The organism is Hyphococcus sp., assembly GCF_965228385.1.
Taxonomy (GTDB): domain Bacteria; phylum Pseudomonadota; class Alphaproteobacteria; order Caulobacterales; family Parvularculaceae; genus Hyphococcus.
On record NZ_OZ245810.1, the window covers coordinates 3479769 to 3494897 of the forward strand.

The following is a 15129-nucleotide window of genomic DNA, read 5'->3' on the forward strand; positions in this document are numbered from 1 at the left end:
ATATCCAGCCGCGAAAGCGGCATGATCTCTAAACCTTCGATTGAAATGAAATCGGCAGCCCGCCAGCGCCTTCGAGATAGTAAATCCGTTCGCCATGGGCGTCATCCGGACCTTTCACATCCAGGCCATTACTCTTGGCGCGTTCGGCGAAAGCGTCAGCATCATCGACAACGATTTGCAGCATCGTCATCTCCGGCATGTTTTCGCCCGCCGGCCAGAGCTCTATCCAGCTGCCAAGGCCTTTTTGCGCCTGCTCATCAACGGGAAAAACCGCGCCGTTAAACGTTTCGCTTTCACCCATATCCGTCGGCTTGAGGCCGAGACCGTTTTCCCCAAGCATGTCCGCGATGGCTTTGGCGTCATTGGCCTTGGCGACCTTGCAAAATCTGATGCCTAGAACTTTCAAAAGGCTTCTCCTATTCATGACCGTGCTTCAAAGGGACGCTACGACATATGGCTGTAAAAACCAAAACGCCAAAACGCCTGTATCTGGTTGACGGCTCCGCCTATATTTTTCGCGCCTATCACGCGCTGCCCCCGTTAACCCGCAAATCCGACGGCGCCCCTATCGGGGCCGTCTCCGGGTTTTGCAACATGCTCTACAAGCTTCTGACGGATATGAAGGACGAGCATGACCCAACGCATTTTGCAGTGATTTTCGATTACTCGGCGAAGACATTTCGCAATGATATTTATCCGGAATACAAAGCTAACCGCCCTGAACCCCCTGAGGACTTGCGTCCGCAGTTTCCGATGGTTCGCGATGCGACACGGGCTTTCAACGTGCCTTGTATCGAACAGGAAGGCTACGAAGCGGATGATTTGATCGCAACCTACGCCTGTCAGGTCGAAGATGAGGGCGGTGAGGCCGTTATCATCTCTTCAGACAAGGATCTGATGCAACTTGTCAGCGACAAGGTGACCATGTTCGACACAATGAAGAACAAAAAAATCGGCCGCGATGAGGTGATAGCAAAATTCGGCCTTGGCCCGGAGCATGTCGTTGATATCCAGGCGCTCGCCGGTGATTCCACGGATAATGTGCCGGGCGTGCCGGGCATCGGCGTAAAAACCGCCGCGCAGTTAATAGAAGAGTATGGCGATCTCGAAACGCTACTTGAGCGCGCCGAAGAAATAAAACAAAAAAAACGGCGTGAAAACCTGGTCGAATTTTCGGAGCAAGCGCGTATTTCCAAAAAGCTTGTGAAGCTGACTTGCGATATGCCGGTCGCCTCCAAGATCGATGATTTCGAAATGCGCCCCATCGACAAAGACAAGCTTCTCTCATTTCTGAAGGAGATGGAATTTAGCACGCTGACCCGCCGCGTCGAAGCGGATATCGGCGGCGGCAGTACGTCGCCAGCTCCGTCACAGACCAAAGATGCGGTTTACGAAACAATTTTCGATGAGAAGACACTCCAAAGTTGGGTCGCGAAAGCGGCGCAGCGCGGGCTTGTCGCCATTGATACGGAAACGGACAGTTTAAACGCCATGCGCGCCAATCTGGTCGGCGTTTCTCTGTCGATTGAAGCGGGTCGCGCATGTTATATACCCCTCGGACATGGCGGCGATGGATTGGCGCTTGATGACGAAGACGCGGCGAAACAGATCCCGCTTGAAAACGCCCTGAAGATTTTAAAACCGCTTCTGGAAGACCCCAGCGCGCTTAAAGTCGGGCAAAACCTGAAATATGACGCACTCGTCCTGTCGCGTTACGGCGTGAAAATAACACCCTTCGACGATACAATGCTGATGTCCTATGCACTCGACTGCGGCAAAGGCAATCACAATATGGATGAACTCGCTGAGCGCCACCTGGCTTATTCAACGATAAAATTTTCCGACATCGCAGGTGCTGGCAAGAAAGCGAAAACCTTCGACCAGATTGCAATCAAGGATGCTGCGAAATACGCGGCCGAAGACGCCGATATAACGCTTCGGCTCTACGAAGTTTTAAAGCCGCGCCTTGCTGCGGAAGGCAAGGCGACCGTCTATGAAACCCTGGAGCGCCCGCTCGCGCCGGTCATCGTCGATATGGAGCGTGAAGGCGTGAAAGTGGACAAAGCGCTCCTATCGCGGCTTTCGTCAGATTTCGCGCAGCGCATGGCCGCCGCAGAAGCGGAAGCGCACATGCTCGCAGGGGAAAAATTCAATCTCGGCTCGCCCAAGCAGATATCAGACATACTTTTCGGCAAGCTCGGTTTGCCGGGCGGCAGAAAAACCGCGAAAGGCGCATGGTCCACAAAGGCCGACGTGCTGGAGCAACTTGCCGCCGAGGGACACGATCTGCCGCAAGTCATACTGCAATGGCGCGGGCTCTCAAAACTGAAAAGCACATATACGGATGCGCTACCGGCGGAAATCAACGCTGAAACAGGCCGCGTTCATACGTCTTACCATATGGCGGCGACCACGACGGGGCGGCTTTCTTCGAATGATCCAAACTTGCAGAATATCCCCATACGATCAGAAGATGGCCGTAAAATCAGAACCGCATTTGTTCATGAGAAGGGCAATGTCCTTATTTCGGCCGATTACAGTCAAATCGAATTACGGCTTGTCGCTCATATCGCAGACCTGAAATCCATGAAACAGGCGTTCGCAGACGGAGTGGATATCCACGCTCTAACCGCGTCGGAAATGTTCGATGTGCCGGTCAAGGATATGGACCCCATGGTGCGCCGTCGGGCCAAGGCGATCAATTTCGGAATTATATACGGCATCTCCGCTTTCGGGTTGGCGAACCAGCTTGGAATTTCGCGCACCGAGGCAAAGGACTATATTGATGCTTACTTCAACAAATTTCCTGGCATCCGTCAGTATATGGACGACACCATCGCATCGGCGAAGGCTCAAGGTTTCGTTGAAACAATTTTCGGCCGGCGCACCTATGTTGGCGGTATTAACGACAAGAATCCAGCCATGCGCAGCTACTCAGAACGCCAGGCGATTAATGCGCCCATTCAGGGCGCCGCAGCTGATGTTATCCGCCGCGCCATGATCCGCATGCCAGATGCGCTGAAAAATGCGAAGCTCGGCGCCAAAATGCTCATGCAGGTTCACGACGAATTGATTTTTGAATCCCCGGAGACAGAGGCAGAAAAAACCTGCGAAATTGTATCCAAGGTTATGGTCGGGGCGCCAATCCCTGCGGTGACTCTGTCCGTACCGTTGATCGTCGATGCACGCCCAGGTAAAAATTGGGAAGAAGCGCACTAGCGCCACATCACATTTATAAAAAACCCGTCCCGCCGGTATATGCGGCGGGACGGGCCTCGTCCGACTGAACATAGGGGGAGAGAGAATGAGCAGCCGAAACGAATTCGGGCAGACGCAATTAGAGATTGCAACCGTCAATGTCTGTCACGCAACTGCGTGACAGACCCTCATGCGGACAGTTTGTCGCGGAACGTAAACATTATCGAGGCTTCGATCCTGTTCGTCACGCCAAGTTTGGAAAAACTCCGGCGCAAAAGCGTATCGATTGTGTGAGAGGAAAGCCTGAGCGTTTCGGCTATTTCCCTGTTCGATTTGCCGCGCGCTACGAGGCGCATCACTTCGGTTTCGCGCGCTGAAAGTGCAGAATGTCCATTGCCGCTCGAAAGTTCCTCAAACCGCAAATGCATGACGTGGCAAGCAATCTGTAGTTTCCGCAAAGTCGCTTTTGAAAATGAAAATTGCGCGCTGCGTTTCGATAGAGCAAAGACCGCCAATTCACCCGGGCGCGTCATGACCGGCACGGCGATGCCGTCGATAAACCCGTCATCACGCAGGGTTGTAAAAACACGCTTCTGTGCATTGCTGATTTTCCGGCTGTTCTCAGGCTCGAACCAGTGGAAAGGCTCCAGCTTTTCCAACATGGCGGCGATCTCCGGATCGAAATCGATGCTTTCATCGGGCGAAAAAAGCGCTTCGACGAGATCGGCGTCGCCGGTCAATCTTACGCCCTCTTTGACCGGAATGGACCGGAAAGAGCGGCGCACCAGTAAATACGTTATCGTTTCAAAACCCAGCGCGGAAAACAAATCTTTATACAGAGAAACAAGCTTATTCACGTCTTGGACATCGGCGGAGCGCTGAATAAATGAATCGACCGAAAACTTGTCGGTCATGCACTTACCCTTTCGCAGTCAGCAGGCGCAACGGCATTATCTTAGGCTGAAGCCGCCATCCCGGCAATCTAAAATCGTAATAGAGCACAGACCAAAATTTATCAGGTTTTCCAGCATTTTTCGCGTGTGTTCGCGAGAAGGTAAAAGGCAAGCCTTGGATCGCTTTTAAAGCGGCGAGACGGCGCAAAGACAGGCTGCGGCGTAATTTCCCAATTCAAAACCGGTTCGATGAGGTCGCGCGCGTAAGAGTTATGAACGAAGACGCATAGTCCGGCGTCGGCAAATGCGCGCATGGCCAGCGCAGTCTCCGTGATATTTGCACTCGTAATGACAATTACATTCGCGCCCCTTTGTTCCGCTGGAATAAAACTTAATGGTGACGCCGTAACGACGAGGGAATGACTCGCGATTGGAGCCGATATCGCATTCGCTCTCGCCAATTGTTCAAAGCGTGTTTTTTCATGACCGATCTCTTCAAACAGATTGACGGCGACGCCATAGGTTATAGCAAAAAGAGCAACGCTTGACGCAACTATACGGGGCTTTTCTCCGAATGGCCTTGTCAGAGTGAAGATCGCCGAAACGGCGACGGCGGCGGCGATTATCCATTGCGGGTAGAGCATGGCTGGCGCATAGTATCGATCATCAGACTGACCAATTATCTGAAAACCCAAACAGACAACTGCAGCAGCGGCGAGCGCCAGAAGAACAGTTTGTCTTTTTGGTCCTGCGCGCGTGGTTAGCTCTCGCAGTCCGTACGCGCCGAGAATAGCGAAAAACGGCAAGGCGGGCATGAAATACCGCATGCTGTAACTGCCTCCGCCGTGCCAGTGGTTCAGCGCGTAAAAGCAGATGGGCGCAGCGATGGCGAAAAGACAGAGCGAGGCGCTCGCCGTATTCTTTCCACGTATGACCATAAATATGGGTATGATAATCAGAGGCGCCCATGGAATGCTTTGGATGAGCGCTTTTTTGGGATAACCCCAGAAGAGAAGGTGGCCATATTCATTGCGTGCAACTCCATCTTGAGCGTAAGCGTCGTGGGCCTGAAGATTCACGGCAAGAACATAGACGCCCGTAACGCACCGCCAGAGCATTTCGCGAAACGGCGTGATCAACATTAAAAACCCGGCAAGTATAATGATTGCCGCCGCACCCCTCCACCGGTATTGACGCCATGCTCTTGCCGCCAGCCATGGCGCGTTGACCATCCACACCAAGACAATCGCACTTAACGCCAGGACTATAACTGGCGCATACCGCTCAAGGCTGTCATTACCCGCCGATGGTCCGTATGAAAACGGCGTAAATGTTCCAAATTTCAGCGCGTTAATATATGCGGCCATCCAAAGTCCCGGCAGCAACCCGGCAACGAGCGCAACAGGCGCCAGACGGTCTTTCGGCCGGGCGAATAATCGTAACCAGAAGAAAATGACAAGCGCTCCAAGGGCGACGTCTATACGAATGTTTACGCCGGCGCCGATGAGCAATCCGGCGGATGCGAGTAACATGAACTCATCTCGGCGCGCCTTCACTTGCGTAGCGGAGACGGCGCAATAAATGCCGCCAACCAGCAAAGCCAACGATAACGAATGCGGCCATATGCCGAAAGCGTAGGTTGGGGCGAATGTCGCAATCGAAAAAATCATCGCCGCCCATTGCCCGATTTGCCGGTCATATAATCGCCGGCCGATGCTATAGGTCAAGCATATGCAGGCCGCAAAGCCGAGTGCATTCATAAGCATCAGCCCTTGAATGCCGAATACGACGTAAAACGGATATGCAATCAACGCGTAACCGCCTGGATATTGCGGATATACTTTTCCCTCATTTACGATTGTAAGTGATTTCGTTAATGGCGGGGCGCCGTCAACGCCGCCATTACTGGCGATAAATAGCTCGCCGCGCGACGCCATGGCGTGCGCCATTTCATAGTAAATGCCGCCGTCCACCGTAAATGGTGCGGCAGGCGCGATGAATGCGCCCAAACTCAAACCAATAAAGATCAGGATGAAGACTACCGGCGGCCTCAACAGTTCCTCCCGGCTGTACATCAAGGGAAATAGTCAACTCGAACATAGCCGCCGCCGGTTAACAATCTATTGTTAACCAAGCCAGGCGATTGTTGATAGAGCCTGCAGTTAGAAAGCAGACGCTATAGGATCATAGAATCCTGAACTGATAGAAGAGCTGGCGTGACCAGCAGCGGACGCCCTTGCGAACGATGATGACGACGACGGTGATAGAGCAGGTGGCCGAGATACGCGCTGCGGCAACGCGTTGGCGCACTTTATTGACAGTTTGCGCAGCAATAATTTTTGTTGCCGGTCTGGGGATTTCCGCATGGTCGCTTGGTCTGAATTGGGAAGAATTAGCTTTCGGCCCGATTTTATTGCTGTTGGCTGTATTGTCGCCCATGAGCTTGTTGGCGGCTGGCGTCAGCATGCAGTTAACGGCGCGCGCCATTGACCAGCGTGTCGGCTTTCGTAAAGCCTGTACAATTTCGGCGATTGGACGGATTGCAGAAATTTTACCTCTGCCCGGCGGGGCGATGGTGCGCGGCGCGGCGTTAGTACGCGCAGGGGCCGGGTGGGGCGAAAGCGCTATGATTATATCCCTTACCGCCGTCCTTACTCTTTCGATGGCGGCGGCTTTGGCGGGAGTGCCGCTTATCATGTCCGGAGGCAATCTCGGTTATATCGTTTTCACGGCTGGTGCTGCTGGCGCTCTTATGTCAGCCGGGTGGATGATCAGGCGTTCCGGCATAGGAGTTACTGTCGCGATGCTAGTGTCGCGAATCGCGATAATAGCACTTGGCGTTGTGCATATCGATGTAGCTTTCAACGCCATTGGCGTCGATGTTAAAATAATTGACGCCGCTCTTTTTGTAGTCGCATCGTCTCTCGGCGGCTCTCTCTCTATTGTACCGGCGGGCATCGGTTTGAGTGAAGCCATCGCCGCTGCACTTGCGATGCTTGTCGATATTCCTTCGGGCGCAGCGTTTCTGGCGGTGGCGATTGTGCGCATGTGCTCCCTTGCAGTGAACGGGCTGGTGGCGACGCTCGCTGGTATTGGAGAGCGTCAGTTAACTGAAGAGCGTCGGCACGTAAAAGATTAATGAGTATTCGATAGCAATATGAAACTTAGCAAAAGAATTTTCATCCCCATTCGCGACAGACTGAATTCGCGTTTCAGGCGGTATGCTGAAGCCTTCCGGGTCTGCCTGGCGTTTCTGGCCTGTGGCGGCGCGCGCTTTCCGCGAGAATGTAATATCTGCGGTTATAGGGGTAAGTTCTATCCAGCTGGGTTTCCATCCGGGCTTACGCTCCGGCTGGACGCCGGCTGTCCGGAATGCGGATCATTGGATCGCCATCGTTTGATAAAAATCTGGGCGGATAAAAACACCGCTATAATTGAAGGCCGGTCCGTACTGCACTTTGCGCCGGAACGAACAATTCGTAAGTTCATGGAGCCTGTTTGCGCACAATATATTGCTGCGGATATTGATGCGCATCGTTCGATAGACCGACAGATCAATATTGAAAACATTGACGCGCCCGATGATGCGTTTGATATAATTGTATGCTCCCATGTGCTGGAGCACGTAGATGACAAAAAAGCATTGCCGGAACTTTGCCGTGTGCTGGGCAAAGACGGAATTCTGCTGGCGATGGCGCCTATCATAGACGCGTGGCCGCAAACTTATGAGAACGCAGATATTGTTTCTCCCCGTGACAGACTTCTCCATTTTGACCAGACCGATCATGTCAGGTTTTACGGCGCGGATATTATTCAGCGGTTTGAAGCCGCCGGTTTTGACGTGTCTCCAATGGTAGCAAGCGAGCCGGAAGTCAGCCGGTACGGGCTTCTGCGTGGCGACCGTCTTTTGGTATGTCAAAAGCGAAGCGCTTGATGGGCGGAGTTGAACGATGAACGCAGTATCGCGATCCTATGAGATGAAAAGACTCCGCCTAATCGCAGCCGAGGCCTGTGGCGACAGCGTGTTGGATATTGGTCACGCGCAGTTTCCCAATCCGTATCTAGAGGAAACCAAATGTACTGGCTTTGATTTGCAAGCTTCTCCGCAATGCGATTACGCGGAGCAAATCACAGGCGATATCCGCGACATTGCAGGCCTGCTGTATGGCCGCAAATTCGAGACTGTAATTGCAGCCGAGTTTATCGAACATGTTGAGGATCCTTACACAGTAATCCGGAATTTGCATGGCCTGATAGCGCCCGGCGGACGGTTGATTATTTCGACGCCAAACCCGGTGGCTTTTCCTACGCTAATATGTGAGTGGATAGGTACGCGCAGGTTTTTTTATACGCAAGATCACACTTACTATTTTCCGCCAAGGTGGATGATAAGGTTGCTGGAAAGATGTGATTTCCGGATTCAACAGGTTCGTCCTGTCGGGCTTTGGCCATTTGGCGTACTGCCGACATTTTCCGGTTGGAGTTATCAGGTAATTTATATTGCGATACCCAGTGATGCATGACATCGCAGCGATGTTCGCCGAGCAGCCTTCACCGAACAGTTATAGCAGCGACGATCACGCCGCCGCCAATTCTGAACTGCAATCATACTGCTGAACGTAATCCACAACGAACTGCGTGACGTCTACAACATCAGCAAGCATCACATCGCGGCGCGCCCCAGCTTCACGCTTTATCTCCTCCGGCCCTCTTTGCGCCAGGTTCTCAAGGTGCGCGAGTGCTGCTTTTTGACGGCCCTCGTTGAAATTGTTTACGAGACCATAGCGTTCTTCCTGTTCTTTATTAACCCCGCGTCCCGATTTTGAAAGAAAAACAGCGTGGGTTCCTAGACACGCAGCTTCTGAGGCCATGGTTGAACTTTCGCCTGCAACAACCGTAGCAAAGGAAAGCGCATGATGTATGTTTTCAACAGGAAGGTTTAAGCGATAGGATTCGAACTCCGCGGGGAGCGGCTTTTCGGATGATATGTACACGGCACCGATGCGGGAGAGTTTTTCGATCGCCTTTCGCCGTCCGGCGAGATCAAACCCGCTTTCGCCGGTATCATGTATGGATTCCCAAGCAACGAAACGCAAAATGGAATAAGGCTTATCGGCGTTAATTCCGTATTGCTGTAAGCATCCGATGTCCGGCGTGAAACGGTTCGGGTGCAAATAAGCGAGTTCGTGATAGCCGTTATAACGAATATGCTTTGCACCGTAATTGTATTCAAACCCTCTGGGTGAGATCCAGGCGTCAGTGAGTTTAGACACTATCTTGTTCAGGTTATGAGTCGTTTCGTTGTCATAAAACACGACTGTCGGAACGCCCGTTAGCTTTCCTGCAACAGCTATGGATGGCCCCATAAGCCCGAGCATAATGTCGGGCCGATAATGTTGAATAACTTTTTGCGTGGCGTGAATACGATGCGCAAGCTCACCAGCGAGTTGTAGCCTCCCTGGTTTTTGGGTGGAAATAACCTTGTGTTGCAGCCCATACGCGTCGAGCAATTCCGTTGCGACGTCTTTTTTCCGCGAGAGTATTCGCACTTCATGGCCGCGATGTCGCCATTCCGCTATGGCGTTGCGGAAAAAATGCACATGGGCGGGGTGCAATATATCGATCAGCATCCGCATTTTTCTCTCCCGCTGAGGTCATTGGATAATTGAGATGGTTAATGGGGTCATATTGCCGGATTGTTAACTCAGTCTTTGCGATGCGGCGGTAAAAATACCCTAATCTATCGTTTCGATCTCTCAGACGGCGCATGACCAAACTCATTATCCAGATTCCCTGTTTTAACGAATCGGAAACCATTGCCGAGACTATCGCCGCGCTGCCAAAAAGCATTGACGGCGTCGATGCGATTGAAATTCTGATTATCGACGATGGTTCAAACGATGATACTGCGGAGGCGGCGCGCGCCGCCGGCGCCGTTCATATCGTTCACAATGGCGTAAACCGCGGCCTGGCGCAGAGCTTTCAACGCGGGCTGGACGCCAGTCTGCGACGCGGCGCCGACATTATTGTGAACACCGATGGCGATAATCAGTATAATGGCGCGGACGTGGAGGCGCTCGTTCGGCCAATCTTGTCGGGTGCGGCCGACATCGTGATTGGCGACAGGCAAACACAATCGGTCGAACATTTTTCGCCCGCAAAGAAATTCCTGCAAAAAGCCGGGAGCCGCCTTGTCAGCCGGCTTTCCAACGCCCAAATCGCAGATGCGGTAAGCGGTTTTCGCGCCTTTTCAAGAGAGGCTGCGCTGGGCATGACCGTCCGGTCGAGCTTTTCCTATACGACGGAAACATTGATACAGGCGGGGCGTCGCCGGCTGCAGATCATTTCCGTACCGATTAGGACGAACAAGGTTGAGCGACCCTCGCGACTTTTCCGGTCGATTCCGCAATTTCTGGTGCGGACTAGCCGCACAATGTTGCGTGCATACGCCATGTATGAGCCGCTTAAAATTTTCGCTATTCTCGGTATCGCGTTGATGCTCGCCGGCGCGGCGCCCGTTGGCCGGTTCCTGTTTCATTATATGACCGGCGACGGGGGCGGCATGATCCAGTCCCTAATCATCGGCGGTGTTCTGATTATCATCGGGGCCATTTCCGCCATGTTTGCGCTGATCGCCGACCTGGTGGCTTACAACCGGCAACTTCTTGAGCTTACGCTTGAGCGTGTACGGAAGATCGAATACGCGATGGAGACGCAAGCCGTGCCTGAGAAAAGGCGGCTTCCCGTAGATAAAATTCGTGAAGAGCTGAAATCGCTGCCGCAGGTTTTTGGCGGCGGGTTGCGTTAAGTGAAGTGAGGCGTTTAATGAGTACGAATACAACAAGATTGTTAAGCGGATTGGCGGTTACAGGCGCTGCCGTTTTGAACTTTTCGCCGGCCATGGCTCAAAATGGTTTCAGCTTTACGCCACCGAACCTTGGCGCCGTGAAGGAATGCGTTCTTGAAGCCGACAATGATGTCGCCGCAGGGGCTCAATGCTACAACGCTTATGAAACAATATGTTTTGACAACTGGTTCAAGCAGTACAGTGCTTGTATACCGCATGAGACGGCCTTCTGGAGTGAAACATTAAACCGGGAGCTTCAAGGGTCCGCCGGAGCGGACGGTGCTGCGGAAATGCGCGCCGCTATAAACGAGAATATGAGCGAAGCATGCCCGGCGCCGGAACCACGATATCGCCAGATCTGCGAGGCGCATTTTCTTCGCGACAACGCGGTTCTGTTACACATGCGCCGCCTCTGGGCGGGCGGTGATTTGTCGAACTGAGACTCGCAATTCTCGGGCGGGAACCGCGCCGAATCCATGGTAGATTGTTGTCATGGCAGTCTATTCATATCTTCTTTTCGATACGGCGCTGGGCAGATGCGGGCTTTGCTGGGGCGAGGCGGGGCTGCGCGCCGTCAGCTTTGCTCATGCAAATGAGGCGGCGACCGTCGCTCATCTGAAAAAACGTGCTCGGGATGCAGTTGAAACCGAAATCCCGCCTTCACAGATCACTCGGCTGATCGAAGATACCAACGCGCTATTCGCGGGCGACAAACGCGACCTTTCCTATGCGGCGCTTGATACGGACGGTATCGAACCGTTCGGGCTTTCCGTAATCGAACTGACGAAACAAATCGGCCCGGGCGAGCTGAAAACCTATGGCGATCTTGCGCGTATGTTAGGCGACGTGGGTCACGCGCGGCGCGTGGGGCAGGCGCTCGGGCGTAATCCGTTTCCCATCGTCGTGCCGTGCCACCGCGTCGTCGGCGCAAATGGCGCTATGACCGGCTTTTCCGCGCCTGGAGGTGCGGTGCTGAAACGGCGGCTTTAAAAATCGAAGGCGCCCTCGAGCCGGAGCTGTTTGATTAAAAAATTAGCCCCATGGACCTTTGCGGACTGTTTCGCCGGATGATGAGGTCGCCGTCTGAAAGTCGCCGCCGCCGCGCATGCTCATCAATCGTTCGATCCGATTCTGCGTAGCTGGATGAGTTGAAAAAAGATTGTCGCGGCCGCGGCCTGAGAGCGGGTTGATAATCATCAACTGGCCCGTCTCCGGGTGCCGCTCCGCCGTTTCATTGGGAATTTGCGCTGCGCCCTGCGAGATTTTCCCAAGCGCCGAAGCGAGCCATTGCGGTTCTCCGCAAATCTCCGCGCCAATGCGGTCCGCCTCATATTCACGTGCGCGGCTGATCGCCATCTGCACGAGCGCCGCCGCCATGGGTGCGAAAATCATGATCGCTATCGCGCCGATTAAACCCCCGGCGTTATTACGGTTACCGCCAAAAAACATGGCGAAGTTCGCCAGCATCGTAATTGCGCCGGCGATAGTGGCCGTCACGGTCATGGTTAGCGTGTCACGGTTTTTTACATGCGCCAGTTCATGCGCCATGACGCCGGCGATTTCCTTTTCGTTCAGCATGCGTAAAAGGCCCGTCGTTGCCGCGACGGCGGCGTTCTGCGGGTTTCGGCCGGTTGCAAATGCGTTTGGTTGCGGATTGTCGATAATATAGACTTTCGGGATCGGCAGCCCCGCATTCTTCGCAAGGTCGCGGGTGAGCATCGCATAACGGCGCACCGCGCCGGAGGCGTGCGTTTCATCGACCTCCTCGGCGCGGTACATTTTCAGCACCATCTTATCCGAGTTCCAATAGGCGAAGATGTTCATGCCGGCGGCCACAAGGAACGCGATACCCATGCCGCCCGGTCCGCCAATGAGATAGCCAACGCCCATAAAAAGCGCCGTCAGTGCGGCTAGCAGCATGCCAGTGCGAATTATATTCATGGAAACAGCCCGGTCCTTTATCAGCAATTGTCCAGCCTCTATATGTGGCGTCTGAAGGAGAGCTTCAATATGACCGATAACCTAATGGATAGTCAGAAAAACGAATCTCAGACCGAGCCGACCCGTGAACTGCCGCCGGCTGCGAAACGCGCTCTCGCAGAAGCTGATGCGCGCCGGAAAGCGGCGAGTTCACCCGGCAGCCCCAAGGAAATCAATGGCCCCAGAGGCGACGAGCCGACCCGTTACGGCGATTGGGAGCGCAACGGCCGAGCTGTCGATTTCTAATCCGAAAGAAGCGCTTTGCCGCGCCAGCGCTTCCGATAAACGATTGCGCTCTTGTGCTGTGTTCATGGCGACGCATAGCATTTTCGTTAACCGGCGCCGATAAGCCGGATAAATAAAAATTGGATGAGAAAAGGAGGCCTCGTGCTGAAAGCGCGAGGAACGGGCCCGATGACTGCAATCGAAACGGAAGAACTGCGCAAACGTTTTCGCGGCGTCAATGCAGTTGATGGCGTTGACCTTTCCGTGCCCGAAGGGGCCATATACGGCTTTCTCGGGCCGAACGGCGCCGGCAAGACAACGACCATCCGCCTGCTGCTGGGTTTGTTGCGGCCCAATCGCGGCCGCATCGCGATTTTCGGCGAAAATCTAAAAACGAAACGGCGACGCGCGTTGAAATCCGTAGGCGTCGCATTTGAAACGCCTGCGCATTACGAACACCTTACCGGTCGTGAAAATCTCGATATTACGCGCAGGCTGTTAAAGCTTGAAAAGACGGAGATCGACCGCGTACTCGATACAGTTGAGTTAACCCACGTGGCAAACCGGCTCGTCAGGAAATATTCACTTGGCATGCGTCACCGGCTGGGCCTCGCGCGGGCGCTGCTCGGACAGCCGAAACTCCTGATTTTCGACGAACCAACAAACGGTCTCGATCCAGTTGGTATCCGCGAGATGCGGGAGTTTATCAAAACCCTGCCAGCGCGCACCGGGGCGACAGTTTTCGTCTCCTCGCACCATCTGGCCGAAATTGAGCAGATTGCCTCGCATGTAGCGGTTATTAATCTCGGTCAGATTGTATTTCAGGGAGAGATGACGGCTTTGCGCGGACTTCATGCGCCGCGCCTTGAAATCGCCGGCAACGATCTGGACGCTGTTTCGCTATTCCTGTCGCAAACGGAGCTGGCCCCGACGAAAAAAGACGGCAAACTTGTGATAACGCTTTCCGCAGCTGAAAGCGCAGAACGCGAAGCGGCGCAAATCAATCGAAATCTTGTAGACGCCGGGTTTGATATTCATCACCTCGTTATTGCGCCATGGCGACTGGAGGAATTGTTTCTTCAACTTGTCGGCGCGAAACCGTTGCTTGCATCGAACGCCGATAGAAGGGAACCGGAATGCTGAACTCAATCACTGTCGAATTCATCAAGCTGAAGCGCTCGAAAATTATGCTGGTGGCGCTCGCCGGTCCAGCGCTGGTTGCGTTATTGTTTTTCTCGTTGCAGGCGAGCGGCGCAAGCTTGCAGGCATGGCCATTTTATTTCTTCGCCGGGTTCACAGCATGGGCAACGTTCATGATGCCGTTGACGGCCACAATCATCACTACGCTTGTTGCGCAATTGGAACATGGACCGAAAATCTGGGCGCATTTGCTGGCGTTGCCAGTACCAAAGTGGCGCGTATTTGCAGCGAAAGCCGTCGTGACTCTGGCGCTAGTCGCCGCCATGAGCCTTTTGACAGCTTTGCTCCTGGCTTTCGGAGGCTGGTTCGCCGGTCAGATAAGCCCTGAAAACAAATTGATCGACCCGGCGCCGTTCGCCGGGCTTGCCGAAACCATGCTGACGGACGAGGACGAAATGTTCGGCGATATGGATGTTGCCCTGTTGGTCAAAAACTGGAAATGGGAGGTCGCTGAACGGCTCCTTTACATTTATGTATCAGCGTTTTTGTTGATTGCCGTACAGCTCTGGGCGGCTTTTAAATTCCGGAATTTTCTCATACCGACAGCACTCGGCATCGGCGGCGGCTTTATTGCTATTTTTGCGCAGAGCTCTCAGTTTGGAGTTTATTTCCCATGGCTAATGCCCTTCAACACGCTGGGTTTCATGCCTGAAAAAGTGAATATGGCGCTGTGTCTCGGGCTCGTGGGCGGCTTGGGCGCTATGCTGTTAATGCTGGTGGACATGAGCAAAATGCAGATAAAATAAAGCCTGAAACGACCCTAAAATTGCGATTTCATTTTTTGTG

Annotated in this window: 16 protein-coding genes; 10 read left to right on the plus strand and 6 right to left on the minus strand. The window is 53.6% G+C overall.

From position 1 onward, the window contains the following. Nucleotides 1-28 precede the first annotated feature (28 nt). Entirely contained in the window at nucleotides 29-406 is a 378-nt protein-coding gene (locus ACQK2Q_RS16350; protein WP_425410813.1) for a VOC family protein, read from the minus strand. Nucleotides 407-453: 47 nt separating this feature from the next. Here ACQK2Q_RS16350 and polA point away from each other — a divergent pair, with 47 nt between their 5' ends. After that, on the plus strand, nucleotides 454-3219 hold the full coding sequence (gene polA / locus ACQK2Q_RS16355; RefSeq protein ID WP_425410814.1) for a DNA polymerase I: 2766 nt from the start codon (nucleotides 454-456) through the stop codon (nucleotides 3217-3219). Between the two features lie 167 nt (nucleotides 3220-3386). On the opposite strand, the gene ACQK2Q_RS16360 is transcribed toward polA, so the two are convergent. The 3 genes from ACQK2Q_RS16360 to ACQK2Q_RS16370 all read right to left on the minus strand — a co-directional run bounded on the left by ACQK2Q_RS16360 (nucleotide 3387) and on the right by ACQK2Q_RS16370 (nucleotide 6557). Further along, a complete protein-coding gene (locus ACQK2Q_RS16360) occupies nucleotides 3387-4112 on the minus strand; it encodes a LuxR C-terminal-related transcriptional regulator (protein ID WP_425410815.1) in 726 nt (241 codons plus the stop codon). A gap of 101 nt (nucleotides 4113-4213) precedes the next feature. Beyond that, a complete protein-coding gene (locus tag ACQK2Q_RS16365) occupies nucleotides 4214-6145 on the minus strand; it encodes an ArnT family glycosyltransferase (RefSeq protein WP_425410816.1) in 1932 nt (643 codons plus the stop codon). Nucleotides 6146-6275: 130 nt separating this feature from the next. Continuing rightward, nucleotides 6276-6557: a hypothetical protein gene (locus ACQK2Q_RS16370; protein ID WP_425410817.1), complete on the minus strand. Its 282-nt coding sequence runs from the start codon at nucleotides 6555-6557 to the stop codon at nucleotides 6276-6278. Here ACQK2Q_RS16370 and ACQK2Q_RS16375 point away from each other — a divergent pair. From ACQK2Q_RS16375 to ACQK2Q_RS16385, 3 genes are all read left to right on the plus strand, one after another. Continuing rightward, a complete protein-coding gene (locus ACQK2Q_RS16375; protein ID WP_425410818.1) occupies nucleotides 6556-7230 on the plus strand; it encodes a lysylphosphatidylglycerol synthase domain-containing protein in 675 nt (224 codons plus the stop codon). The two genes, ACQK2Q_RS16370 and ACQK2Q_RS16375, sit on opposite strands and share 2 nt — an antisense overlap. Before the next feature lie 243 nt (nucleotides 7231-7473). After that, nucleotides 7474-8025 carry a class I SAM-dependent methyltransferase gene (locus ACQK2Q_RS16380; protein ID WP_425410819.1) on the plus strand — a complete coding sequence of 184 codons (552 nt, stop codon included), beginning with the start codon at nucleotides 7474-7476 and terminating at the stop codon, nucleotides 8023-8025. 16 nt (nucleotides 8026-8041) lie between these two features. After that, complete coding sequence (locus tag ACQK2Q_RS16385; RefSeq protein ID WP_425410820.1) at nucleotides 8042-8614, plus strand: class I SAM-dependent methyltransferase; 573 nt, start codon at nucleotides 8042-8044, stop codon at nucleotides 8612-8614. 54 nt (nucleotides 8615-8668) lie between these two features. Here the strand turns inward: ACQK2Q_RS16385 and ACQK2Q_RS16390 are convergent, their stop codons facing one another. Continuing rightward, complete coding sequence (locus ACQK2Q_RS16390) at nucleotides 8669-9727, minus strand: DUF354 domain-containing protein (RefSeq protein WP_425410821.1); 1059 nt, start codon at nucleotides 9725-9727, stop codon at nucleotides 8669-8671. 131 nt (nucleotides 9728-9858) lie between these two features. Between ACQK2Q_RS16390 and ACQK2Q_RS16395 the strand changes: the two genes are divergently transcribed. From ACQK2Q_RS16395 to ACQK2Q_RS16405, 3 genes are read left to right on the plus strand one after another with little or no spacing between them, the layout of a single operon-like run. Next, entirely contained in the window at nucleotides 9859-10899 is a 1041-nt protein-coding gene (locus ACQK2Q_RS16395; protein ID WP_425410822.1) for a glycosyltransferase family 2 protein, read from the plus strand. Nucleotides 10900-10916: 17 nt separating this feature from the next. Beyond that, nucleotides 10917-11378, plus strand: coding sequence for a hypothetical protein (locus tag ACQK2Q_RS16400; RefSeq protein ID WP_425410823.1), 462 nt, complete (start codon nucleotides 10917-10919; stop codon nucleotides 11376-11378). A 52-nt stretch (nucleotides 11379-11430) separates the two neighbouring features. After that, on the plus strand, nucleotides 11431-11928 hold the full coding sequence (locus ACQK2Q_RS16405; RefSeq protein WP_425410824.1) for a methylated-DNA--[protein]-cysteine S-methyltransferase: 498 nt from the start codon (nucleotides 11431-11433) through the stop codon (nucleotides 11926-11928). Nucleotides 11929-11970: 42 nt separating this feature from the next. On the opposite strand, the gene htpX is transcribed toward ACQK2Q_RS16405, so the two are convergent. Beyond that, nucleotides 11971-12879: a zinc metalloprotease HtpX gene (gene htpX / locus ACQK2Q_RS16410; RefSeq protein ID WP_425410825.1), complete on the minus strand. Its 909-nt coding sequence runs from the start codon at nucleotides 12877-12879 to the stop codon at nucleotides 11971-11973. Nucleotides 12880-12963: 84 nt separating this feature from the next. Between htpX and ACQK2Q_RS16415 the strand changes: the two genes are divergently transcribed. From ACQK2Q_RS16415 to ACQK2Q_RS16425, 3 genes are all read left to right on the plus strand, one after another. Further along, a complete protein-coding gene (locus ACQK2Q_RS16415; protein ID WP_425411182.1) occupies nucleotides 12964-13164 on the plus strand; it encodes a DUF1674 domain-containing protein in 201 nt (66 codons plus the stop codon). A 141-nt stretch (nucleotides 13165-13305) separates the two neighbouring features. Then, nucleotides 13306-14286 carry an ABC transporter ATP-binding protein gene (locus ACQK2Q_RS16420; RefSeq protein WP_425410826.1) on the plus strand — a complete coding sequence of 327 codons (981 nt, stop codon included), beginning with the start codon at nucleotides 13306-13308 and terminating at the stop codon, nucleotides 14284-14286. Beyond that, the gene (locus tag ACQK2Q_RS16425) at nucleotides 14280-15089 is read left to right on the plus strand and encodes an ABC transporter permease (protein ID WP_425410827.1); all 810 of its coding nucleotides are present in this window, start codon (nucleotides 14280-14282) and stop codon (nucleotides 15087-15089) included. The genes ACQK2Q_RS16420 and ACQK2Q_RS16425 overlap by 7 nt, the downstream gene beginning before the upstream one ends. The last annotated feature ends 40 nt before the right edge of the window (nucleotides 15090-15129 follow it).